24 protein-coding genes and 1 pseudogene are annotated in these 23,387 nt (G+C 43.1%); 4 read left to right on the top strand and 21 right to left on the bottom strand.

Going from position 1 to position 23,387, the window contains the following annotated elements:
- Window positions 1–163: 163 nt before the first annotated feature.
- The 15 genes from ACPV3A_RS26265 to ACPV3A_RS26195 form a co-directional block, all read right to left on the bottom strand.
- The gene (locus ACPV3A_RS26265) at window positions 164–634 is read right to left on the bottom strand and encodes a hypothetical protein (RefSeq protein WP_426202206.1); all 471 of its coding nucleotides are present in this window, start codon (window positions 632–634) and stop codon (window positions 164–166) included.
- Window positions 635–879: 245 nt separating this feature from the next.
- Complete coding sequence (locus ACPV3A_RS26260) at window positions 880–1,437, bottom strand: class I SAM-dependent methyltransferase (RefSeq protein WP_426202204.1); 558 nt, start codon at window positions 1,435–1,437, stop codon at window positions 880–882.
- A 356-nt stretch (window positions 1,438–1,793) separates the two neighbouring features.
- Complete coding sequence (locus ACPV3A_RS26255; RefSeq protein WP_426202201.1) at window positions 1,794–2,447, bottom strand: lysozyme inhibitor LprI family protein; 654 nt, start codon at window positions 2,445–2,447, stop codon at window positions 1,794–1,796.
- A gap of 226 nt (window positions 2,448–2,673) precedes the next feature.
- Window positions 2,674–2,955, bottom strand: a complete 282-nt coding sequence (locus tag ACPV3A_RS26250) for a DUF3885 domain-containing protein (protein WP_426202199.1) — start codon at window positions 2,953–2,955, stop codon at window positions 2,674–2,676.
- Window positions 2,956–2,984: 29 nt separating this feature from the next.
- The gene (locus tag ACPV3A_RS26245) at window positions 2,985–3,326 is read right to left on the bottom strand and encodes a DUF3885 domain-containing protein (RefSeq protein ID WP_426202197.1); all 342 of its coding nucleotides are present in this window, start codon (window positions 3,324–3,326) and stop codon (window positions 2,985–2,987) included.
- Window positions 3,327–3,630: 304 nt separating this feature from the next.
- A complete protein-coding gene (locus tag ACPV3A_RS26240) occupies window positions 3,631–3,876 on the bottom strand; it encodes a hypothetical protein (protein ID WP_426202195.1) in 246 nt (81 codons plus the stop codon).
- 430 nt (window positions 3,877–4,306) lie between these two features.
- Window positions 4,307–4,897 carry an HNH endonuclease gene (locus ACPV3A_RS26235; RefSeq protein ID WP_426202193.1) on the bottom strand — a complete coding sequence of 197 codons (591 nt, stop codon included), beginning with the start codon at window positions 4,895–4,897 and terminating at the stop codon, window positions 4,307–4,309.
- Entirely contained in the window at window positions 4,894–5,130 is a 237-nt protein-coding gene (locus ACPV3A_RS26230; RefSeq protein WP_426202191.1) for a hypothetical protein, read from the bottom strand. The genes ACPV3A_RS26235 and ACPV3A_RS26230 overlap by 4 nt, the downstream gene beginning before the upstream one ends.
- Window positions 5,117–5,626 carry a GNAT family N-acetyltransferase gene (locus tag ACPV3A_RS26225; protein ID WP_426202190.1) on the bottom strand — a complete coding sequence of 170 codons (510 nt, stop codon included), beginning with the start codon at window positions 5,624–5,626 and terminating at the stop codon, window positions 5,117–5,119. Before ACPV3A_RS26225 ends, ACPV3A_RS26230 begins: the two co-directional genes overlap by 14 nt.
- Before the next feature lie 226 nt (window positions 5,627–5,852).
- The gene (locus tag ACPV3A_RS26220) at window positions 5,853–6,464 is read right to left on the bottom strand and encodes a hypothetical protein (RefSeq protein ID WP_426202188.1); all 612 of its coding nucleotides are present in this window, start codon (window positions 6,462–6,464) and stop codon (window positions 5,853–5,855) included.
- Between the two features lie 508 nt (window positions 6,465–6,972).
- Window positions 6,973–7,791 (bottom strand): TIR domain-containing protein, encoded by an 819-nt coding sequence (locus ACPV3A_RS26215; protein WP_426202186.1) that lies wholly within the window; start codon window positions 7,789–7,791, stop codon window positions 6,973–6,975.
- Window positions 7,792–8,000: 209 nt separating this feature from the next.
- Window positions 8,001–8,357, bottom strand: a complete 357-nt coding sequence (locus tag ACPV3A_RS26210; protein ID WP_426202184.1) for a hypothetical protein — start codon at window positions 8,355–8,357, stop codon at window positions 8,001–8,003.
- A 178-nt stretch (window positions 8,358–8,535) separates the two neighbouring features.
- Window positions 8,536–9,225: a hypothetical protein gene (locus ACPV3A_RS26205; RefSeq protein ID WP_426202182.1), complete on the bottom strand. Its 690-nt coding sequence runs from the start codon at window positions 9,223–9,225 to the stop codon at window positions 8,536–8,538.
- Between the two features lie 120 nt (window positions 9,226–9,345).
- Window positions 9,346–10,176 (bottom strand): site-specific tyrosine recombinase/integron integrase, encoded by an 831-nt coding sequence (gene xerA / locus ACPV3A_RS26200; RefSeq protein WP_426202246.1) that lies wholly within the window; start codon window positions 10,174–10,176, stop codon window positions 9,346–9,348.
- A gap of 9 nt (window positions 10,177–10,185) precedes the next feature.
- Entirely contained in the window at window positions 10,186–10,458 is a 273-nt protein-coding gene (locus ACPV3A_RS26195) for a hypothetical protein (protein ID WP_426202180.1), read from the bottom strand.
- 321 nt (window positions 10,459–10,779) lie between these two features.
- Between ACPV3A_RS26195 and ACPV3A_RS26190 the strand changes: the two genes are divergently transcribed.
- Entirely contained in the window at window positions 10,780–11,364 is a 585-nt protein-coding gene (locus ACPV3A_RS26190; protein ID WP_426202178.1) for a TetR/AcrR family transcriptional regulator C-terminal domain-containing protein, read from the top strand.
- A 142-nt stretch (window positions 11,365–11,506) separates the two neighbouring features.
- Window positions 11,507–12,457, top strand: coding sequence for a phospho-N-acetylmuramoyl-pentapeptide-transferase (gene mraY, locus ACPV3A_RS26185; protein WP_426202175.1), 951 nt, complete (start codon window positions 11,507–11,509; stop codon window positions 12,455–12,457).
- A 95-nt stretch (window positions 12,458–12,552) separates the two neighbouring features.
- Here mraY and ACPV3A_RS26180 read toward each other — a convergent pair whose 3' ends face one another.
- Window positions 12,553–13,488, bottom strand: coding sequence for an aminoglycoside phosphotransferase family protein (locus ACPV3A_RS26180; RefSeq protein ID WP_426202172.1), 936 nt, complete (start codon window positions 13,486–13,488; stop codon window positions 12,553–12,555).
- A 198-nt stretch (window positions 13,489–13,686) separates the two neighbouring features.
- Window positions 13,687–14,001 (bottom strand): DUF1904 family protein, encoded by a 315-nt coding sequence (locus ACPV3A_RS26175; RefSeq protein ID WP_071224307.1) that lies wholly within the window; start codon window positions 13,999–14,001, stop codon window positions 13,687–13,689.
- Window positions 14,002–14,238: 237 nt separating this feature from the next.
- Between ACPV3A_RS26175 and ACPV3A_RS26170 the strand changes: the two are divergent.
- Window positions 14,239–15,136 (top strand): annotated as a pseudogene (locus tag ACPV3A_RS26170) (phosphotransferase).
- A 100-nt stretch (window positions 15,137–15,236) separates the two neighbouring features.
- Here ACPV3A_RS26170 and ACPV3A_RS26165 read toward each other — a convergent pair.
- The gene (locus tag ACPV3A_RS26165) at window positions 15,237–15,638 is read right to left on the bottom strand and encodes a hypothetical protein (protein WP_194542164.1); all 402 of its coding nucleotides are present in this window, start codon (window positions 15,636–15,638) and stop codon (window positions 15,237–15,239) included.
- Window positions 15,639–15,863: 225 nt separating this feature from the next.
- Here ACPV3A_RS26165 and ACPV3A_RS26160 point away from each other — a divergent pair, with 225 nt between their 5' ends.
- Window positions 15,864–17,084, top strand: coding sequence for an RNA polymerase sigma factor (locus ACPV3A_RS26160; protein ID WP_426202170.1), 1,221 nt, complete (start codon window positions 15,864–15,866; stop codon window positions 17,082–17,084).
- 422 nt (window positions 17,085–17,506) lie between these two features.
- Here ACPV3A_RS26160 and ACPV3A_RS26155 read toward each other — a convergent pair whose 3' ends face one another.
- The 3 genes from ACPV3A_RS26155 to nirB all read right to left on the bottom strand — a co-directional run bounded on the left by ACPV3A_RS26155 (window position 17,507) and on the right by nirB (window position 23,232).
- On the bottom strand, window positions 17,507–18,397 hold the full coding sequence (locus tag ACPV3A_RS26155) for a collagen-like protein (protein WP_426202168.1): 891 nt from the start codon (window positions 18,395–18,397) through the stop codon (window positions 17,507–17,509).
- A gap of 500 nt (window positions 18,398–18,897) precedes the next feature.
- Window positions 18,898–21,024 (bottom strand): assimilatory nitrate reductase catalytic subunit NasC, encoded by a 2,127-nt coding sequence (gene nasC, locus ACPV3A_RS26150; RefSeq protein WP_426202166.1) that lies wholly within the window; start codon window positions 21,022–21,024, stop codon window positions 18,898–18,900.
- Window positions 21,025–21,057: 33 nt separating this feature from the next.
- The gene (nirB, locus tag ACPV3A_RS26145; protein WP_426202164.1) at window positions 21,058–23,232 is read right to left on the bottom strand and encodes a nitrite reductase large subunit NirB; all 2,175 of its coding nucleotides are present in this window, start codon (window positions 23,230–23,232) and stop codon (window positions 21,058–21,060) included.
- Window positions 23,233–23,387 lie beyond the last annotated feature (155 nt).

Genomic DNA, 23,387 nt, shown 5'->3' with positions numbered 1-23,387 from the left:
GTATTCACGACGCAAGCCGGCCTTAGATAGCTCCTATCTTAGGTCGGCTCGTGAGTCGTTCGAGTTATCTTCCATGATTATACATCGGGCGACCAAGCGGTGTAAGCCCGTAGCGTGAATACTATGTTATGTGATGCTCAGTCATCTTCGATTTACTTTCTTATCAGTCCTTTTTTAAATGCAATTTATAAATCTTTAATATGTATTCTTTATCTTCTGAGTCATCATTATATCCTTCTATTGGTAACCCATTATGAAATGGGGACCCTAAAAAATCATCAAGTATTTCTCTTGGATTATTCAATATTTGTATTTCACAGCTAAATGGTAATTTCTTGTTTATGTCAGATATCAGATTAAATCTTAATTGACTTGCCATAATATCAAACCATAAATAAAAATACATACCTCGATTTGAACTAGAGCTTTCTATTTGATCTTTCCGATTCTGTATAACTTTATTTAAAAAATCGTTGAAGTCGTCCGTTGTAATTTGATTAATCAAATCAGGAGAAAGCGAGATTCTCCACATATTTGTTTCAGTTTCCTCTTGAAGATCAGCTTCAGAGGAACCGATATAAATCAAATCGTTTATTATATCTTGAAGATCTTCAAAATATTGTTCCTTACTCATTTGTTGTTCCTTCTTTCTTACAATACCGAGGTTTCATATAACATTCCCGTATTGACGAACCCTCACTGCCTTAAGCGACCAGCGGGAGTGGCCGCGACGCGGTTAGGTAGTGCAGGGTTGTCCGCTGTCTTCACTTCTCAGAAATGCCTCTTGCGACCGAGGTGCCATAAGGCTCCATAACGTGAATATATTGTTATACGATGTCATAGCCCTTCTTCGAATGAAGTAAAATTCCCATTTTATTTTTAGGTTTTATTTCTTATTATTAGGGGTTTTTTTGCATCAATAATAATAGATACCATTCCTAGCCCTTCAATCGAATTCCTTGTATCAAATCGAAACGATTTACCTATTCTACCATCCATTTCATTCCAATAGCTGAAATGAAAGTCCCCGTTTTCATCACAATATTCCAACAACGATACTTCAAACCCCGCGATTTCAAATAATGATACGAAGGTTTTTGCATCATAAACTATTTTGTGAGACGCTGCGGGATGATCCTCTGGTCCAGGACCACCGACTTGAACCATCTGTTGATACCAATCATTCCGGAAATTCTTATCGGGAACTGCACAACGAATATACCCACCAGGTTTTAAAAATTGATAACAATGCTTCGCAGCCATAATACCTTCTTTATACGTTAAGTGTTCCCATACGTGTTCAGCTAAGAGCGCATCAATACTCTCAGGCTCAGATAATTTGTTCCAACTTTCTAATGATAGTAAATTCAACTCATCTTCCTGCGTACTGACCCAACCATCAAATGTTGTTTGTCCAGCTCCAATGACCACTTTCATATAGTTCCACCATCCAATCTTGAATTGACTTACATCACTTAGAAAGTATACTTGACGTTAAATCATTTCATTTACTGTAACTATACTTCCGTTGAACTTCTTCTTTTGAAATTGCTTAAAACAATGTTTGCATATGATTTCCCATAACGTTCCCGTATTCACGAACTCGAGAGCCTTAAGTGACCGCAGGGAACGGGTTGTCAGACTTAGGCTCACTGGGTTGTCCGGCTGACTCTGCTTCTCCGAAGTTACTCGGCCCGGACCGCGGGAGCTTAAGCTCCCGCAGCGTGAATACAGTGTATGCACCGTTACTGTCTTCGAAACATCACCTAAAAACCTTGATCAAGATTCCAACTCTATTTTTTACTTTGGTATAAAAACTCAACTTCACCATCTAGCAAATATCGATATTCAAATAATCGCATTGTTCTTTCCCTATTTCTCTCCCGTATAACCCTGCCTAGGCTTACCGATCCTTGTGATCCAAGGTAATCATTATTAATAAATGTCTTCTCTACGAATTTGGTTTCCCTTAAGTGGTACTGTAACCATTCTTTCTGCGATTCAATTAGTGCTTCTCTTGGTTCTTTATCCAACTTAGAAAGAAGCTTCTTATATATTTGGTTCAACTCTTTATCCCAAATCTCTGTATATTTGCTTTCCAACGCCCCCCATCCCAATGTTGTAATCTCTTTGGAATTTTGAAATTCATTAAATTCCACTTCATAATCATGATCTATAGGATTTCGAAGCATTTCATCATAAAATTCCCCAATCAATTCATAGTCCCCAATGCTCATAGAAAACACTTCATTGTTCGAAGGATCTGATCGACCTTCAGTTATTTCTTTCGATTCTGTTCCATTACCTGTACTCACTACATCAGGAGGCAGTTCAGAATTCATTATTGTTGATTTAGTTTCGCTGTTCAAGGTAGTCGATTGACTAATATTTTGACAAGATGACAACATTATCGCAATAAAAAATAATAAGAGTATCTTACCTTTCATAAATTATCTCCTTAAATATTATCTTTAATAATTACAGTTAATGGCGCCTAACGTTATTATGTTCACGACGTCCCACCGAATTAAGGCTCCTGAGGAGCTGGGCACGATGCGCTTAGTCGGTGCGTCTGCTACTGAAATGCCTCTTCGAATCACATTTAACTTCTGCCGGACCGAAGGCCGAAAGGCCTGAAGCATGAACATTGTGTTATATGCTGTGGCTGCCTTCTTAGAATTTTCCTTCAAATGTCCTTTTTATTGCTTCTCTATCATAGTCTAAGATCCATTTATTGAACTTGGTGTATATATCCTTTAACTCTAAGATTGAGCTTGAAATCACATCACATCCACGATCATCATAAATATGAAAAATAACACCTTTGTTAATGTTGATGAAAAAAACATCATGATGAATTGAAGGTTTTATTCCTACATCTTGGTTGCAAATAGCTTTGAGTAAATTTAGATAGTCTACATCACTTGCTTTACAATTTATTATATATCGATACATACGTATTATTTTCTTCTTCAGGCTCTTCATCACCCTCGACAAAAACATCCGGAATAATAGTGAGTTTTAGATTTTTTAATACGTTTGTTCTTAATGTTTCTACTATAAAGTTTTAACTTCTTAACCTGATATTTATATCTATAAGCGAATAAGGCATTGGTAATAATAAAAATATCATCATCTTTCATGAACAGTGCCCTAAATAAATCAGTTGCTCTACTATAGACCTGCTCCATGTAATGAATCGTATCCAGATCATATAAATTTGGATCAGCAAGTTCAAATCGAATACCAACATTCCAATTATAGAAAAGTGGTGGTCTCAAAATCAGATTAGGAAAATAATCATTTATAAATTTATCAAAGGTCATATTATATCTCCTTTAAATCGGCTTTCCAGCTATTGCATATAACGTTTCGGTCTTCACGACGTCCCATCGACTTAAGGCTCTCAGGAGCCGGCCGCAATGCGGTAGTCGGTGCGGATGTATCCGCCTGATCCAACTTCCCTGTCAATCTCCCTGGCGGACCAAGGGGCGGCTAGCTGACCCGCAGCGTGAATACTTTGTTATCCGATGCCTCCGACATCCTCGATCTGCTTACACAAATATGTCTTTTATCTTTTTCAATTTAGTATCCTTCTTTTCGCATTACTTGAGTAGAAAATTATCCTTTTCATTCCCTTTCTTCAATTAGTTTTTCATCATCTCCCACTACTTCAAGTACTGGTTTTTCAAATGCCTTATTTATAGAAATCAACCTCTCCTCTAAGTGTTCTTTGCTGTCACCGCTAAGTACATTTTTACCCCAAATCCATGAATCAGGCTTGTCATTCTCATAATAAACTTCATAAATATCATAAGAAATCAGACCGTTTTTCCAGTCCTTTTTTACGATCCTGTAGTCCCAATATTTTTTCATTTTATTACCTCTTTTTTTGTAAAGAAATTATGTGAACTATATCCCCTCTGTATTCCAGATACATCAATAAGACAGTTTTGAATTTATACCAGCGTTCGTCATCCCTAGGAGCCTATCGCTCAGTCCATAACTAGATCCTGCCGAATCAAAAGTAACTTGTTCGTTTTCGAGTTCTTATTAATCTAATTTATGTCTCATTATATGCGATGTATCGGTGTTTTTAATCAAAACCGGAGGTTTCGCATAACGTTCTCGTGTTCACGACGTCCAACTCCATTAAGCCCGAAGGGCGACCTCGACGCGGTTAGGGAGTTGTATGTGTCCGGCTGAAATACTTCCCTGCTGCTGAAATCCCTCTCCGAATCCACATCTAACTTCTGCCGGACCGAGGGTCGAACGGCCCAAAGTGTGAACATTGTGTTATGCGTTGTTACTGCCTTCCTCGAGCTACTATAGAGTTGTATCTTTTCTTTAACTGAATTTGAATCTTATTTGATATTTCTTGGCTTTCTTTCATTAATTCATTGAGACGCTTATTATTTTCCCAATGCTTTTCCCAGAGTTCTTTATCAACTAGTTCTTCAAATATAATTGGTTTTACTGCTTTCCAGTATTCAAATTGTTCTAATTTTTTAATTCTTTCTTCGATATTTTGAATGCCTCTTGATTTTGGTGAAAGTTTTGCACTACTTACAATCCAAGATTTCCATGGTTTATTTCCTTTAGATTGATTACATTTACCACATGAAGGGACTAAATTATAGATGTCCGATATGTACCCTGTTGGCTTTTTATTCATAATTAGTGGTCTAAAGTGATCCCATTCTGTTGATTTATCGTTGCAGTAAGAACACCTAAGATCTAATGGATCTAATCCTAGTATTTGAAGACATTCTTTAATTTCATTTTCTGTAGGAGAAATACAAGGTATGATTCCATTCACAAAAGAATTAGTGATGCTCGATATTCTGCCACTTACATTTACAGGTTTCGGCATCTGGAAGATAGATAAGTAATTCAAAATCTCTTCTCCTTTAAGCAGTAATTACGCATAACGGTTCCGTATTCACGACGTCCCACCGACTTAAGCCCGTAGGGCGGCTGCGCTTGCGCAGTTAGCCTCGCAGGGTTGTCCGCCTTGCTCATTCCCTGCCAATAGCCAATGTGGACCAAGGGATGACGAAAGTCGGCCCACCACGTGAATATAATGTTAGCTGAAGTACCCTGAGTTGCCCCCAAATTAGTACTTCTCATATAAATTGATCTTCCAACCATTCTCCCATTCTATGTATCTAATATGCTTGTATCCCATATCAATATAATATCGATTTAATCTAGCATTCTCAGCCATACAATCGAGTCTTATGTTTTTACCTGAGTTTCTAATATATACTTCAGCCCAATTAATTAAGTGTCTGCCTATTCCACTCCCGATATTAGCTCTACTTACCGCGAATCTATGGATATATCCGGAATTGTTATTGTCAAGTTCTTCCCATAGAATCGGATCTGACCAACAGATATATAAGGTTCCTACTACTTCTCCGTTCATTCGTGCTAAATAAAATTCAAATCCGCTATCGAAGCATTCATGAACTTGATTAATATTAAAATGATCCGGATTCCATTGATTAATCCCTTTAGATTGAATCCATCTAGCAGACCCTTTCCAAAGATCAAGTATACTTTGACTATCAGTTTTAGTTGCCCTATGAACTTTGATCTGTATGTTTATACATTCTTCCTTCATTAAATTCACCCCATAATCAAAGAGCATCGTATTTCAGCTAACGTTACTGTATCCACGACGTCCCACCGACTTAAGGCTCCTCCAGGAGCCGGCCGCGATGCGGTTAGTCGGAGCGGATGTGTCCGCCTGGATCGGCCTCAACTCGATCCGTTTCTTGGCGGACCGAAGGGCGAATGCCCGATGCGTGAATACTTTGTTATAAGATGTCCCTGCCTTCTTGAAACAACTAAATTACCTTATATTTCTTTATTTCTGGTAGACCCCTTTCTAATTCATCGAAAAATTTATTGTTATTTCCCTTTAAAAATAAGTAGTCATGATCTTTAAATAAAGATTTCATCTCATTAACCCATTTCAATTGATGTGGTTTATCGAAAAGTATTGTTACTGTTTTAAAGCCATTGGAAGTATCCTTGATGTTCTTAATTCTAGCCATGTCTTGAAGAACATCATTTATTGAACCTCTAACTTCAAATTTATTAATTTGGTGTTTATAGTCTTGTAATAAAGATAAGCTTAAATCGTTTGGTTCTAAATAACCTCCACTAAAACGAGATTTAATAGATATTCCAAAACATATTTCATTAGCAATTTCAATGGTTACATCCAATTCTTGATTGCGATTATTCTTTCCTTTATATCTTGGTCCCCAAAAAATCACCGTGTCAGTTGGCCCATCCCCTAAATAATATTGAAGAAGTCTAACGATTATTGGTTCTGTTTGATTGAACTCATGTTTAAAAGCACAAATTTCATGGCATGTAACATCATAACTAAGCCAAAAAGAGTAATTCCTATTCCTTAATTCACTAGTTGCCTTACCATCAAACGTTCTCATTTTGCACCTCTTGTTTTTAATGGCGTGCGGGGATTTCTTATAACGTTTGTGTGTTCAAGACGTCCGACGAAGTTGGATGTGTCTGCTGAAATACTTCTTCGAAATCCATCCAGCAGACCAAGGCTCCGAAGGAGCCGCTGCTTGAATATTATGTTATAAGATGTTGGCGCCTTCCAGTCTACCCTTAACAGATTAGTTTATATTCTCAGTTACTTCATTCTTCTCTTCATTTAATTCATTAAAATCTTTATCGGTGTTCACTAACAATTGCTCATGTTTCTCCCTTATTTAGCGCCAATTTCTTATAACGTTCCCGTATTCACGAACTCTCACTGGCTTAAGGAACAAAATCGCCGGGTCCAACGGACTTAGCCAGTGCAGGGTTGTCCGCCTGAAATTGCTACTTTGCCAATCGCTTCGGGCGGACCAAGGGACGACGTCAGTCGGCCCGCAGCGCGAATATAATGTTAAGCGAAGTTCTTGACTTCGTTGAAATAACAACTCATATCTATTTAATATCCTCATCATTTTCTTCATTGAATTCTCTTCTAATAATAGCTAGAACTTCGCCAAAAACTTCTTTTATATTGCCCTTTGTGTATCTAATTTGTTGCACTCCTGAAATATTGGTATATTCTTGTGTTCCTTCTTCTAATAATATTATTGCACGTTTTAATCCGAGAACTCCTTGGAATAAACCTGTCTCATGAATAACATTTTCCCTTGCATGAAATAACTCATTTTTGTCTTGATCTTCTGCAGTATGAACTAAAAAAGCAATATTGGCTGATGCACTTAGTTCACTTAATACTTCTGAAATAGTATAGCCTGCTCTAGCACCAGTCTCATAAGCAATAACTTTATATCCGTGTTTATCCTGTAAGTGATCTTTTAAATCACGCCATTGTGTACTTCGCCCATGTCCTAGAAATATTTTTATTCTATTCTTTATTACCTTTTCGTTATTTTTTTCAACTAATTCGGGTTTTATTTTATATTTATCATATTTACTTTCAAAAACTTCAAATACATCAATTATTTCATCTCTGTTAGTTGATGAAAAAGATATATGTGTTATTCCTTCCTTATAAAAGAAAATAAATATTTTATTTGACGTATTCGAGTATCTAATTTCTGCTCCCTTTATATCCTTTCTGTATTCTGCCAGAAATTCATTAATTGATTCATATGTCCAAGTCTCATCTGAATATTTTATTATGTATTTTTGAGAAACCGATGAACTATCTCCACTAATTAAATTGATTGCATTTTTAATCATTTCTTCTGGGAATTTTGAGACATAAAAGTCTTTAGATTTTTCGGGCATTATCAATTCTCCTTTATCTTTTCCCCTGTTTGTTTTGGGTCTTTTTGTATTTCATAAGAATTTCGCTTAACGATCCCGTATTCATGACGTCTGACGTAGTCAGATGTGTCTGCAGAAATATTATCAGCAGACCAAGGCTCCCCTAAGGAGCCGCAGCTTGAATATTATATTATAGGATGTCAACTACTGCTTCGAAATTGCTAAACACTTTAAGATTTCATTTCATTTATTATTCTTTGGAGACCTGATAGATTTCCTTTGCCTAATGTTGAATAATAATTGACATGCTTTTGAGATGCTTTTAAAGCTTTTGTAAGAAATTCTTTCCCAAAATCTTTCTTTATACTTTCAAACAAAAACTTATTGGTTTCATTATTAAATGCTCTTTTGTATACTTCTCCATTCATCATCGCAAGAAATATGGTTATAAACGCTTGTGCTGATCCTCCATTCATTCCTGTAATCTTATTAATTTCTATTTTCCCTTCAGTTCTTGTAATACGCCCTAAGTATACCTTCTTAGCTATTTCATAAGCGGCTTCGCTCATTTCCATAGTGATTTTCATAATGTTCTCCTATAATTTAGATAATGTTTTTATATTCGTTGATTTCCTATAACGTTTCTGTATTCACGACCCAGCATATGCTGGGTGTCCGGCGAATGCCGGACCAAGGACGTATGTCCGCAGCGTGAATATTATGTTATCTGAAGTAACTTTCTTCTTGATTAATCCCACATATCTATTATTTTGCTTTTAGCACCTTATATTTAGGGTCTGTTGGGTGTCTAACAGGAATTGAATATCCAAATGTCTCACTCAAAAAAGCATTTTGTAGTTCGATTATAAAATCATGTACGTAGCTTAAAAAGTCAAAAATATACTCGTTAAATTCTTTCGTTTTATTCTCAAGATCTATCAGTTCTTCTTCTGAAAGCACTATCCCGTTTAAATATCTTGAATAATAAATCCTACCTAAATACTCACTATACCTACCTATCACTTCTCTTATTTCACTTAGCTGTTCTAAATATATGTCCTTCATTCCTACAAATTTATTAAGTACAACTTCTCTCGATTCAAAAAAATAGGTGAATTCAAGAATTGACTTAGAGGATTTATCCCACAATTTTAAAACTTGCTCATTTGGCTTATCCCAACGACTATTATGAATATCAAAACTCACTGCGTATTTTGTTCGCAAATCACCAGGCAATAGAATTAAATATAAATTCAATTCTCCAAGTGAGTCTCTTGATTTTGCAAGTAAATTTATGGCTTCATCAGCAGTTTTAATTTGCATTTCACGAATAAACTTTTGTTTATCTAATTCAAGATTTCTTCTATGCTGTTTATTCAAATTAGTTATAGCTATCCACCAACCAACAATTGCTATTAAGGCAGATAAAGACCACCCGATAATACTCGGCCACATATAATTCAATCCTCTTAATGTTTTATAGTTATTTCAGATAACGTCTTATTCACGTACTTCGCAAAATATCATCTCTTGAGGTGTTCACGAACTTCGTGAACACACCTTCAACAACCAAGTTTACGACTCCTCTTCCAATTGATCTAACGGACTTTTAATCCTTCTTATGTCCTTCACACTCACATGTGTGTACCTTTCGGTGGTGCGTACACTTTGATGACCGAGCAACTCTTGAATGAAGCGAATGTCAATTCCACCTTCCAATAGATGTGTAGCGAATGAATGGCGTAAGTCGTGAATACTAACCTTTTTCTGGATTCCAGAGGCAGTACGTGCTTGTTCGAACACTTTTTGAACCGTTCGTTCAGTTATATGTCGCTCTGGGTGTTGACCTGGGAACATCCATTTCTCGGGCTTTTCTTGTTGTAAATACGGTTGAACAATATCCATAGCTGTATCGTTTAATAGGGTAAGACGATCCTTTCGACCTTTGCCTTGAGAAACTCGAAGCGTTTTTCGCTCGAAATCAATGTCTTGAGTTTTCATCCGGACCACTTCCCCTACCCGTAATCCTGAGGAATAGGTAAGGTATAGGATCGCACGATGTTTTAAATTATGGAGTGCTTTTAAGATCAACATCACTTCGTTCATCGATAGAACATTCGGCAACTTCTTTTCTTTCTTAGGGCGAACATAAGAGACTGTTTCCTCAAGCAATAATACTTTTTGAGCATAGAATTTGATCGCGCTTAGCGCTTGATTAACATAGGAATGGGAACATTTCCTATGAAGTAAGTGTAATGAATAACTCTGAATCATTTTCTCGAGATCCAACCCATTATTTTGCTGCTGTGCAAAAGTAAGAAATCGATGGACTTGACTACAATAAGCTTTTATCGTTTTTTTACTATAACCTCGAAGCTGCAGTGCATGAACGAAAGACCTTTTTATCGACTCATTCTATGAATAGATTGGAATGTGATCCTGCATATGAACTTCATTGGTAAACAAGCTGCACTCTTCCATCAACATGCTATCAACATAAATCTTCGGTCCTTCAAAAAGTGTATGCAACTGTTGAATCGATTCGATTGTAAATGGAATCATCCAGACCTTTTTATCACGGATCCATTTCCTTCCTGGAATTTCTCGAATCTTCATCACCATTTGTTCATCATACTTAAAACGAACATATAAGGAACCTTCATCATTCCGAGACACCCATATACTCACGTTCCCACCCCCTCATTATAGCAGCAACCTAATTATTGGAAAGTAAAAAGAGCTCACAATCGCCGTCATCGACGTTGTAAGCTCCCGATACTTTCGGTGCTGTTCATCCTTTATGATCTAACCGCATTCAATTCAATATTATTACGTTTAGGGGATTAAAATTGTTGTAGTCATTATTTAGATTAAACCATAATCAAGGTAGCAATGGCTACCTCATATCTGACCTTACTTCAAGCTTCCTACCCAGATTCAATACATGATGGAATTTTGTATAATAGAGAGATACATATTGTGGAACTGCGAAGGAGTGGACCTATCGTCATGAAACCCGAGTTAGATCCGAGAGAAATCAGAACCCTGCAAAAAATAAAAAACGCTCTCCTTCACATGATGGCTTCCCGAATCGATCCCATATCCATTACGGATCTATGTGCCGAGGCACAAGTGACACGGCCTACTTTTTACAAGCATTTTAGCAGCGTAGCCGAGTTAATGGAGGTTATGTCCAAGGAGACAATGGAAGATTTGGAACGCCGTATCGTGATCGAGAAAAAAATATCCCTTCAAGAGGTTGATTATGATGAACTGCCCTCCAATATGGTCGCTTTATTCAACCATGTGCTGGAGAATCGGCAGTTTTACGAAGCCTTCATTTTAATCCATCCGGACACGCCATTCACACGTTATTTCAAAGCCACGCTCTACCATTTTGTAAAGGTTGGGCTTGAAGCATCCGTTGAGACGGGCGCCGAGATCAGTGTGCCATCCGAAGTGGTCATCAACTTTATGACGGGTGCGTTTCACGAGACCATCTTGTGGTGGATGTTGAAGGGATATCCCTATACTCCACAGGAAATGACGGCTATGGTATTACGATTATCCATTAACGGCCCCTATCAATTCTAGAATATTAAAAGAGTAGCGTCTCTCCGTCGAGAATAGGATGCGTTACTCTTTTTGCTAACTTCGTAAATCAGAAGGAATATTTGTCCATTTCATCGAAATACAATGTACTAACACGAAATCGATAGAAAGAGATGTGTATAAGATGAATGGAATTCTGGGCGTATCCGGACTATCGTTCTTGCTGGTGACACTGTTCACCCCGCTGCTTATCTGGGGATTGCGCACGTTAAAGCTTACGCAGCCAATCCGGAGTGAATTGCCTCCCGATCATCAGGCCAAACGCGGGACGCCGTTAATGGCAGGTCTTATATTGCTGATAGGCGTTGCCATTTCACTGCAATTTCAACCTACGCCGCTAACCGTTTTTTTATGCTCGACCTTCCTCTTGTTCAGCTCGATCGGGTTTATGGATGACTTCAAAAAAGCTGCGTGGCAGGACCCATCCGGAATCTCCGGTCGCATGAAGCTAATATTTCAGTTCCTGTTTACCGGCGCGTTACTGTATATACTGTTCCATTCCTTTTCACTGACAAGCGATATCCGACTCTTCAACGGGTTCCAGCTCCATTTGCCGGTAAGCGTGTACGTCATTATCATGCTGTTATTCATTGTGGGTTCGGCGAATGCCATTAACTTTACCGACGGATTGGACGGACTGTTAATCAATGTAGCTATACCTACTTATTTTTTCTTCTTTTTAATCTCCGACAAACCGGAAGTGCAAATGTTCTCGCTGGTCATGGTCGGCTGCCTGCTCGGCTTGCTGCTCTACAATATTCATCCAGCCCGGGCTTTCATGGGCGATACGGGATCTCTCGCCATTGGCGGCTCCCTTTCATTCTTGGCGGTTATCGAGAAGGTTGAAATTCTGATTCCGCTTCTGTTCATCATCTATTTGGCCGAGCAGCTCTCGGTCATCCTGCAGGTATGGTACTATAAACGCACCAAGCTGCGTCTGTTCCGAATGGCACCTATCCATTTCCACTTCAGTCTTAAATACGGCTGGAGCGAGAACAAAATCGTGATGATTTTCGGTTTTGTCTCCTGGTTTATGGCTCTGCTCTGTTGGTTGCTTGCCAAATATGTAATGTGAAACATTGGAATAAAACAATCAAGGAAAAGCCTCCTGGTAGATGTCCGGAACACTACTGGTTGGCTTTTTTACATGTTGAGACCCAAGCTTTGGACTTACAGCGTAATTCCCTCCAGCTCTTTTTTCAAATGGTTGAGGGTCGCTTTTCGATCCGCGTCAGCCTGAGTATCGTAGAGGAGCTGCTCCATGAATTCCCAGACATCCTCCAGCTTGCGTCTCCCTTGATAAAATGTCAACGCTTCGATGTTCACCTCATACTGGCTGTGCGTATTCGCATAAATTCTCATGAATTCTGAAAAATAGGGCTCACCCACAAACGACATCATATCGGCTTCGACCGGTGCAAGCTTCAGTCCCTCCCAATCAATCAGCTTCAGTTGCTGCCCCGTAGACATCAGGTTCCATCCATGTACGTCGGTATGGCATAATGCCATTCGCAGATCACGCTTCTTCAGCGCTTCGGACAGCTCTTCAATTTTAAGCATTAAATTCTTCAAGCTATCGATATGATGAAGCAGCACTTTCCCGAGATAATACGGCAACTCCCTGTCCAGTGTGCTCCTTAGCTGCTCAAGAAACGGAACCGTAAAGCTTTCTTTCATCGCACTTGTTACCAGAGGAACCTCTTCCCCATAACGATGGAGCTCTGCGATCATCTCTGCCAATTGTCTCACTTGATCCTTCGTCAGCTTGGTATCGGCGATTGTATCCCCGGCGATATATTCATACAACAGATAAATTCCTTCGTCATCCTCGCATTGATAGCGGCCGTCTTTTGTGAGAATCGGAACAGGAATCTTGCCCTTTAAACGACTATGCTCCTCAAGCCACAACAGTACAGGCACGTAATCATCAATTAGCGCCGTCCACTTGGGAGTAGATGCACGGCTTTTCTCATATACTTTCAGGAAATAGGTATGTCCATCACTCTGCACTTTATAAGCCAGCGCTGCCCAACCACCCTTTTGGGGTACAACGACGGTATGCTCCAAGCCGTAATAATCCTTCAACATGTTTTGTAAACGATCCATGCGTCCTCCTATCAACCTTCTTATAAATCTTGGTGCACTCTTTCACTTTATCATAACGATCGTGCAGATAAGTTATAAAATCCATCATTCATGACAAGATGCTCATATCAGCCAAGAAACATTGAGCCTGTTTTGCCACATATAAAAAAACAAGGATGCATCTTCTGCATCCTTGTTTGCCGTTAACCAGATCTTATTTTATTCTAACGGCCTGCCTTCTTTATAATAAAGATTCCGCTTAAGAATCACGAAGAAAATATGTACGTTCCGGTACCCGTGTTCTGACAAGATATCGTGAATGCGGGCTGCAACAGCATCATGAATTTCCTGAGATCTCTGGAACATAAGAATTTCCACGGATAGCGGCGTATTCGTAATGATCTGATAAGGAAGCAGTTCGATCTTCACAATTTCCTGCGGAATTTGGACAATCCCCGCGAATTCATCAACGACCTGTGGCGTTATTTCTTCAAGAAAGACTTCGGAGAATCCTTTAAAGCGTAAATATGGCACTCTTATCCCTTCATTTCGTCGAATTATTGTGTTATAGATGTCTTCAAGTGACTTTTATCTCTCTTCTACTATACAATATTGTTATTGTGAAAGGAATCACTATGATTCAGATGCACACATTCGCAGGTGGATTTCAACTATAGTTATCCTTTCAATTGCCCTGTACGAGCGCTTCCGTTAAACTTGATAACATCCGATTCATCATACGAGAAATTCATTATGGAGGTGAAGGTCCTCATGGGACAAAACCTATGGGATGCCGAATGGGAAGTGGCCGAGCCGTTAGTCCGGTTATTGCTTACTCGTCAATTCCCCCAATTGTCCACCCTCAAGGTCCAGGAAATTGACAACGGATGGGACAACACCGTTTATCGCGTGGGAGATGATTCCTCGTAGAAAGATAGCCATATCTTTACTAAATGCCGAAGCAAAAATCCTGCCCAAGCTTGAACATTACATAACGGTGCCTTATGCGAAACCCCTCTTCTTCGGAAAAGAAAGTGAAGATTATCCTGCTCCTTTTCTAGGATATACTTATCTTCCCGGTAAATTCCCGATCGGAATTTCGGATGAAGCGCGGATGCAGTCAGCGGCAACGCTCGCCCGCTTCCTGAAGCGCCTGCATGCTTTTCCCGTGGAAATAGCGCAGCAAGCGGGTGTATTGTCTGACCAGCGTAATCTGGCCGATATCGCCGGCCGCAAAGACAAAATGCTGAATTTCCTCTCCAATCTTACCCAATATATAACGCAAGAGGAGTTACATGAGATCGAGGACTATTTGCGGGGCATCCATTTGGATCAGGCGAGGCATCGACATGTTCTAATTCACGGGGATCTCCATTTTAAAAACATGTTAGTCGATGATGACGGCAAGCTTTCGGGGATTATTGATTGGGGCGACGTCAACATTGGCCATCCTGCCTGTGACCTGAGCATCGTTTACAGCTACCTGCCGCCGGCCTCCAGAGCGGATTTCTATGATATCTATGGCGAAGTGGACGAAGAAACGAAGATTCTGGCACGAATGATCGCCGTCTATATCCCCATGTTAATATTCATGCAGGCCATCGACGAAAAGGATGAAGCCATTGCGCTGGAAGCCAAATCAATTATTCAGCGTGCCATGGCCATATAATGGTTCGATGGTTATGGCGGAATCATAACTCATACAAAAAAGAAGCTTGAAAAAACCTTCAAGCTTCTTTTTCTTCGTTTCGTGATAGGCTGCAGCAACGTTATATTTTTAACATTCCCATTAACGGCATAATGGTTTTTATTACATTCATGCCCAGTTTAATATGAGGGATGATTTGTCCCAAAAAGCCTAAACCGCCTACAGCCGCAACTCCTTCTCTCTCCTCAGCCCCTTCGACTGCCGGAGCGCTTGGAGGACCTCCAAACAAATCGCTTAAAAATCCGGAAATCTGCGCTTTATCCCCGCTCCGTGCAATCGAAGCCGGCATTTTTTGGTTAGCACGAAGTCCAGACAGCGTCACTTCCCGGCCTTGAATCTGATTCAGTTCTCCGATATAGTAGCTGCCGTCCTTCAGAACGACCACGACCGGTTGACCTACCCAATGCTGGGGAGGTCTCGACTTCGAAGCGGCTCTGGACTTCCTGGCGCGTTTCGATGACATACTAGGATCACCTCGCTTCCCTATTCATCATGTAGACATCATATGCAGAGCCGTCTTTCATTCTTGTGCCTTTATAGGAGGATTGATATAAATGCGTCAATAACCTAGATTTACAAGGCCCGGTCTCCATATCTAAAATGAGCAGAAAATTATTTCTGTCGAATGTGGCTTTTTGCCTCTCTTCGGTGTCTAATGATTTGTAAGGTCAAGAGGAGGTTCTTATCCATGTCAAGAGCTCATGACATTCTCCCTGTTTATCCGGATAACCAGGGAACCACACGCACATTTGAAGATGTGTATGATGAATACCGCCCGAGGATTCGCCATTATCTCGCACTGAAAGTGAATCCGATGGCTGCAGATGACTTAACACAACAAGTGTTCTTAAGGGCTATGGAGAACTTCGATAAGTTTAACGGGAATTCGAGTCTGTTCACCTGGATTTTCAAGATCGCCCAGAACACGGTTAAAAATGAATATCGAAGTATATCACGTAAACAAGAGATGCCTTATGACTTTACAAGTTATGAATCACAGTCCGTCTCCCTTGATTTTGCCGGATATGTAGATATCCGGATTGATATTAGCGCGGCACTTAAGCGGCTGAGTGAGCTTGATCAGCAGATTATATCGTTACGATTTTTTGTGGATTGTACGTTGACGGAAATATCCAGGATCGTGGGCATGCGCGAGAGTGCGGTGAAAAATCGATTGTACCGGTCCTTGGAGAAGCTAAAGAAAGAATTAAAAGAATGGGGTGACATCACCATTATGTCAATTCTGGATTTGATATCTTTTGAAAGCAAAAGTGAAGCAAGTCATCAACAGAGCAACGTGCATCAGGACCTGTTTCAAGAACTGAAGAACAATGTTGAACAGATTGCAGCAAAATATAACCATCAGCCATCAAGCAAAATCGTAATTGAAATCTATCCCGATCAGCCGACATTCCATCAAGCCGTTAACGAATCGGATGCACCTGATTGGTTCATGGGCACGTTCGATAACAACACGTTGAAAATCGTCTCACCCTTAAACCCGGGTCCCGAGCATACGTATCAATCGATCCTTCGGTCCACCCTGCACTTGTATACCATGTGGTTGATCAGCGACATCAACCCCCTTGCACCCAAATGGATCCGTCAGGGAATCGGCGGGTACGAAGCGCAGCAAATGTCCGAAGATTTCATTCGAAGCACGACTTCGGAAGCCATCAGCAATCGGGTGATTCCAAGTTTCGAGGAGCTCAATGATGATTCCTGGGATTTCGGCAAAACGGGATTTCAGTTCTCCTATCTGATCGTTGAGTTCATCATCAAAAGATACGGGCTGGGCCCGTTAAATCAATTGATTCGTAAGCCCGATGGCTATGATGACATTTTCCATCTTTCCGAAGAAAAGCTTCATGAACAGTGGGCGAAAGCCCTCCAAGATCAGCTGAATTAGATCATAATAGAACCCGGTCCTGGACCGGGTTTCTTGATTTTCCACCGCGCGGTCATGTGATATAACGCAACTCAATGGACTCATGGATTAAAACAAAACGATGTATAAACAAATCAGAAAAGTAAAGCTGTCGACGGAACATACATGCATTACTAATAGCATTTGGCCGCTTTTTTGTTTTATAGATATAAGTTCTTCTCCCGAGCTGAGACAAGAACTTATATCGCTAGCCAACAAAGACAAGAATTTGTTTTCATAGCCGATTCGATGATTTTCTAGAGAGGCGATCGCTGCAAATTCGCTACATATTTATGTCACAGGCGCACAATGTCCCCGTACCAAGTCATGGTACCGCAAGAAGATTGAGAGCGGCTCTAATTGATATGGGCATTTTTATCGAAAAACACTGTATTTCTTACCCTCTATGCAATTCGCGTAATTACAAGATGTGCGGAAACAGGCCTTGTTCCTCCAGCTAATGGAGTGATTGTGAGTGCCGCAGCATTGCCAGCAGGATTTCGAACTGTGAGGACTGAATTAATGACCGATGTTTGTACAAGAGCCATTCCTACTACTTGAGTAGTACCCGTTGCACGCCCGACAACCGTATAAGCCAAGTCAGCGCCATTGAGTGTTAAAATGAGTTGGCCCGGTTCGTTTACACCTACCTGAAACAAAACCTGATAAGTCCCTATTTCCGCCAAGTTAAATGCGCTCGCATTTATACGTGTAATTTCCGTCCCACTGATTGGACCATCTTGCGGGAAACTTACGTCCGTATTGGGAGCAACAGTAGCTGCATTATCAGGTGGCATCAAGGCAAAAAAATCTGCAAACCCTAATACTCCAACCGCCGGCCCTGCGGGTCCCGCTGGACCTGTTGCGCCTGCTGGTCCTGCCAGTCCAGCTGCGCCAATTGCTCCTGCAATTCCTGCTATTCCTTGGGGGCCAAGTGCTCCTGCAAGTCCTTCAGGCCCAAGTGCTCCAATCGCTCCTACAAGTCCTGCTAGTCCTTGGGGCCCTAGTGCTCCTGCAAGTCCTCTAGGTCCAAGTGTTCCAATCGCTCCTACAAGCCCTGCTAATCCTTGGGGGCCTAGCGCTCCTGCAATTCCTTGAGGGCCTAGTGCGCCAATCGCTCCTACAAGCCCTGCAAGTCCTTGGGGGCCAAGTGCTCCTGCAAGTCCTTGGGGTCCAGCTTCCGCGATTGCTCCTGCAAGTTCTTGAAGTAATTCCCGTCCTTCGGGCGGGGGACACTGTACCCGCACTATTTTTTTAATAACACGTGAACGACGTTTTCCTTTCGGAGGGCACATATTTACAGTTTTCCTTGTACACCGTATTTTTCTATCCAGATAACTCAACAACGACACCTCCCTATAAAGATGGTTCAGTGTACGTGAGTCGTTTGTTTTAGGCATGGACTAATAGCCGTCTGTTAGCTGGACTATAAACTATTTTTAGAATTAATGGGTTCATGGCAAGGGATTGTATACCACAAACACCAACACACTTTCAGTAATTCGGGTCTTTTTTAGCAAGCACTTTTATTCCCAACCTATAGCTTCAGACCAACCGCTTATACTATATCCTCCAAACAAATTAATCCCGCTCCTGCTAATCCGTGTTAACCCTCTGCCCCTTCCCTTCGATAAATATAAAAAACCAGCCCTCTCTATAAGAGACGACTGGCTTTCCTTCTCGCGGTACCACTTAACTTGATCCGATCTTCGTCGAATCCTTTCTACATCCTGATCACAGAGGTATAGATTTCCATATTCATTAAGCAAATGAAGGATTGGTTTAAGGTTCGACATCACTCCCGCCTCAAAGGCCGAATCCGGACAGCGGATGTCTTAAAACCGGGCATTTTACAGAACGGGTCCAGTTCCGGCCGGGTCGCGTGATTGACATTCTGCACGCCGCCCCAATGCATAGGCACGAACAGGGTGTCTTCTCGAATCTGGTCTTTGATTCTGGCACGCACGGTAAAATATCCATGCTCCGATTGAACTTCTACCCACTCTCCGTCCCGAATTCGGTAACGCTGTGCGGTAATCGGATGGATCTCCACGAAATTTTCCAGCTCACGCGCAAGCAAAGAAGGACTCCTTCTGGTCTGCACCCCTGTCAGATAGTGGGACAGAACACGTCCATTGGTCAGAATGAGCGAATACTCCTCAGTTACCCCTTTCCAAGGAGTCCCTTCCATTATAGAGAACACGGCCTTTCCGTCTGGATGGGCAAACGATTGTTGAAACAGAAGGCCCGCCCCAGCTTCTTCAGGCGAGGGGCACGGCCAATAGACTCCCTTCTCCCGGCGCAGTCGGTCATAGGTTATACCGTAGTAGTCTGCAATTCCACCCTTGCTCGCGAGCCTCAGCTCATTGAAGACCTCTTCAGGCTCGTTGAAGCGAAAATAATGCCCCTTCCCCAGCATGTCTGCTATGGAGCACAGAATCATCCAGTCATGACGCGCCTCGCCAGGCGCCTGACGCCCTGCTTCTCTCAGAAGCACGCGTCCCTCCAGGTTCGTCAGTGTCCCTTCATTTTCCATGTAGGAGGTTACTGGCAGAACGAGATCGGCCAATTGGGCCGTTTCGGACATAAACATGTCGGCAACCATCAGAAAATCAAGTTTGTTCAAAGCTTCCTCCACAAGCCCGGCGTTCGGATTCGATACGATGGGATTGGAGCCCATCACGAAGAGCGATTTAATCACTCCCTGATGAATCAGCTCCATCATCTCATAGGCAGAGACGCCTTTCCCGGGGAGGCTTGCAGCTTCCACACCCCACACGGAGGCAACGTAAGCCCGATCCTTTTCATTCTCGATCGACCTGTAACCCGGCAACTGATCGGCCTTCTGCCCATGCTCCCTTCCCCCTTGTCCATTCCCCTGACCGGTGATGGCTCCGTATCCGCAGCCCTCTCTCCCGATTTTACCCGTAGCCAAGACCAGGTTTAGAAAATGGCGAACCGCAAGATGGCCATCCGTCTGCTGCTCCACCCCTCGCGCAGTCAGCACCATGCCAGTATCCGCCTCGCCAAAGGCTAAAGCGGCCTCCCGGATTTGCCCCAGCTCCAATCCGCATATATCGGCAGCCTGCGAGAGATCGAGGCTGTTCAAATAAACGCTCAACTCGTCGTAACCGTTCGTCCTTGCTTGAATAAAGGACTCATCGATAAAGCCTTCATCCATAATGATCTTAAGCATCACATCCGCCAGTACGGTATCCGTTCCCGGTCTGATCGGCAAATGCATATCGGCCATGGCGGCGGTGGCTGTTTTCCGCGGGTCGATGACAATGATCCTCGCCCCATTCTCCTTAGCCCGGTTGAAGTAAGGCAGCAGCGTTGGCTGACATTCCGCTATATTGGTGCCGGCCAGCACGATGCAGCGGGCCAGAGGAATATCAGCCAATCTGAAGGTCAACCCCCGGTCAATCCCGAAGGTTTTGCTCCCTGCAGAAGCAGCGGCAGACATACAGAAGCGGCCGTTATAATCGATATGGCGGGTTCCCAGCGCCACTCGGGCAAATTTCCCGAGCAAATATGCCGTTTCGTTGGTCAACGATCCACCGCCGTAAACGGCATTGGCATCAGGGCCATGCTGCTCTGATATCCCCTGTAAATGCTGACTGGCCACAGCAAATGCTTCATCCCACGAACATGGGACGAGTTCACCATTTGAACGGATGAACGGGTTTGTCAGACGCTGCGAATGGACTGCATGCTGATGCGCATGCATGCCTTTGACGCATACCCTGCCCTCCGATGCGGCGTTCGGTACCCCTTCCACCTTATATTCGGCCCGGCGCTGACCCGGAATGCCGTTCCCACCCTCGGTTACCGTCATCTTGCACTGCACACTGCAGAACGGACATTGCGTCTCGATCACGGCAGCAGCTTCTGTCGCTTCAGCACGATCCGATTGAAGCATAACGAGACCACCTCTTTCTATTATTCTTCTGCTTTAACGGACCTGCGCCTCCCATGCATAGCGAGACAGCTGTTCTGCAAGTTCTCTTTGCAGATCATCGTCAAGAACATTCTCCCGGATCGCCGTCACGCCTGTACGTTCCACCCACCTCCACAGCGGTTCCTCATACATGCTGTTCTGACGGTACCACTGCAAGCTAGCAGCTGCGAGCTGGACGACATCTTCCTCACTCTCCGCAACACCGATCAACTGCCCTTCACGGACAGGATGCGCCGCATGTCCGCCGAGATAAACCTCCCAGCCCGCGGGAGAAACGGAAATTCCGATCCCCTGAACCAGGATGCTGACGGACGACGCTGTGCAATCAGACACCCCTGCACTCACCGGGGAAGGAAGGGACACCTCTCGCCAGCCGGTTCGAAGCCATTCCCCAATTTTACGAATGCTTGCCGCCTCTGGCTTCGATCCTTCCGTGTCTCCCACCCATACCTTGACCCCCTGATAGGACCTTGAGCCCTTATAAAAAACGTCGTCGGCACTTGCTTTAATTGGTTGGCTACGCTCATCATGGTGAACTGCACCCGTCATTTCAATGTCAAAATAAAATCGTAAGGCTGGACAGCACACCTCACAACCGTCCGGTTTCTTCCAACCTTGACGTAACATAAAATCCTGAACGGAATGACAGCCTTGAGACACGGCATGAACCACCGCTTGCTTCAATGAAGATGGACCAAGCACCGTGCAATCACATACAGGAACCTCGATTGGCGTTCTGGCTTCCGTATGCAAACCCTCTTTCCTCTTGCCGCTTCGCATATATTTGACAAGAGCGTCCACCATAGGCCGGCAGCCGCCGCAGGAACCGGATGCCCTGGTATGCTCCTTCACTTCATCCGAGCTTTCCAGATGATGTTCGGTAATAGCCGCCATGATCGCCGCTTTGCTGACGCCGTTGCAAGCGCAAACCGTTTCATGTTCCGGGAGCGCCTCTGCAGCGGATTCGGCTGCGCTGAGGCCGCTGCTTTCAGAAGGTATAAGCTCTGACACAGCCGCACCCTGCTGCACCAATGTCAGGAGCGAGGACCCCTCATTCGTATTTCCGAACAGAACAGCACCCGTAACCCTGCCATTGCGCATGGTCACTTTTTTGTATGTGCCGCATACGGCATCGTAGTGCTGAATGGCCGTTTCAGCACCTTCCCCTGATATCACTCCGGCGGAGAATACATCCACGCCCGATACTTTAAGCTGGGAGTAGGGAATCGACCCGCCATATGGCTCCGCCTCCCGGCCGCAGATGACACGGGCCAGCACCTTCCCCTGCTCATACAGAGGAGCGACCAGACCATAACTTACGCCTCGGTGTTCCGCGCACTCTCCCACGGCATAAATGTTCGGCTCGCTCGTTCTCATGAAGTCATCCACCAGAATCGCCCGCTGCGTTCGAATGCCGCTTCTTTGGGCAAGCTCCACATTGGGCTTGATCCCAACAGCGAGAACGACTACATCCGCATCTAGACGCGTCCCGTCCATAAACCGAAGACCCTGCGCTCTCGTGCGGCCAACAATTCGCGTGGTGTCCTTCGCCAAGTTAAATTGCATCCCTTGAGCTTCAAGTTCCCGCTGCAGCATCATCGAAGCCGTTCGATCCAGCTGCCGGTTCATGATATAAGGAGCATTATGAACCACTTGGGTATCCATCCCGAGATGGAGAAGCCCGCGGGCAGCCTCCAATCCCAGTAAGCCTCCGCCAATGACTGCCGCCTTCGTGTACATCTTGGACATTTCGGTCATTTTCGTACAGTCGTCCACAGTCCGAAACGAAATGACGCCTTCCTTATCCGCTCCGGTTATAGGCGGAATGTAGGGAGATGAGCCTGTTGCCAGAATTAACGCATCATACGTTTCCCGTATACCGGAGACTGTCTCGACAGCGCGGGATTTGATATCGATATGACAAACGGTCTCCCCTGCCAACAGCCGAATGCCATGCAGCTCATACCAGGACCAATCGTTCAGAATGATATCCTGGAGAGAATGTTCACCTTGAAGCACTTTGGATAGGAGGATTCGATTGTAGTTAGGGCGAGGTTCGGCACCGAATATCGTAATATCGAAGAGCTCCGGATCCAGCTTGAGGATTTCCTCAACACATCGTATTCCCGCCATCCCATTGCCAACGACAAGTAGCTTCTTTCTCCTCATGAAACACCTCCACTCCCGCCATGTCATCTTCATGTAAGAAAATAGAAAACGCCCTTTCCCATAATGAGGGAAAGGGCGTCATTGCCTCTAATTCGGCACACCTTTGTGCCGATTTTCAATAATAACCATACATTCAGATTAGTTGATGCACAAAA

This window comes from Paenibacillus sp. Dod16, from assembly GCF_049893405.1.
Classification (GTDB): Bacteria; Bacillota; Bacilli; order Paenibacillales; family Paenibacillaceae; genus Paenibacillus_AQ.
This window is presented reverse-complemented; position numbering and strand designations above follow the sequence as displayed.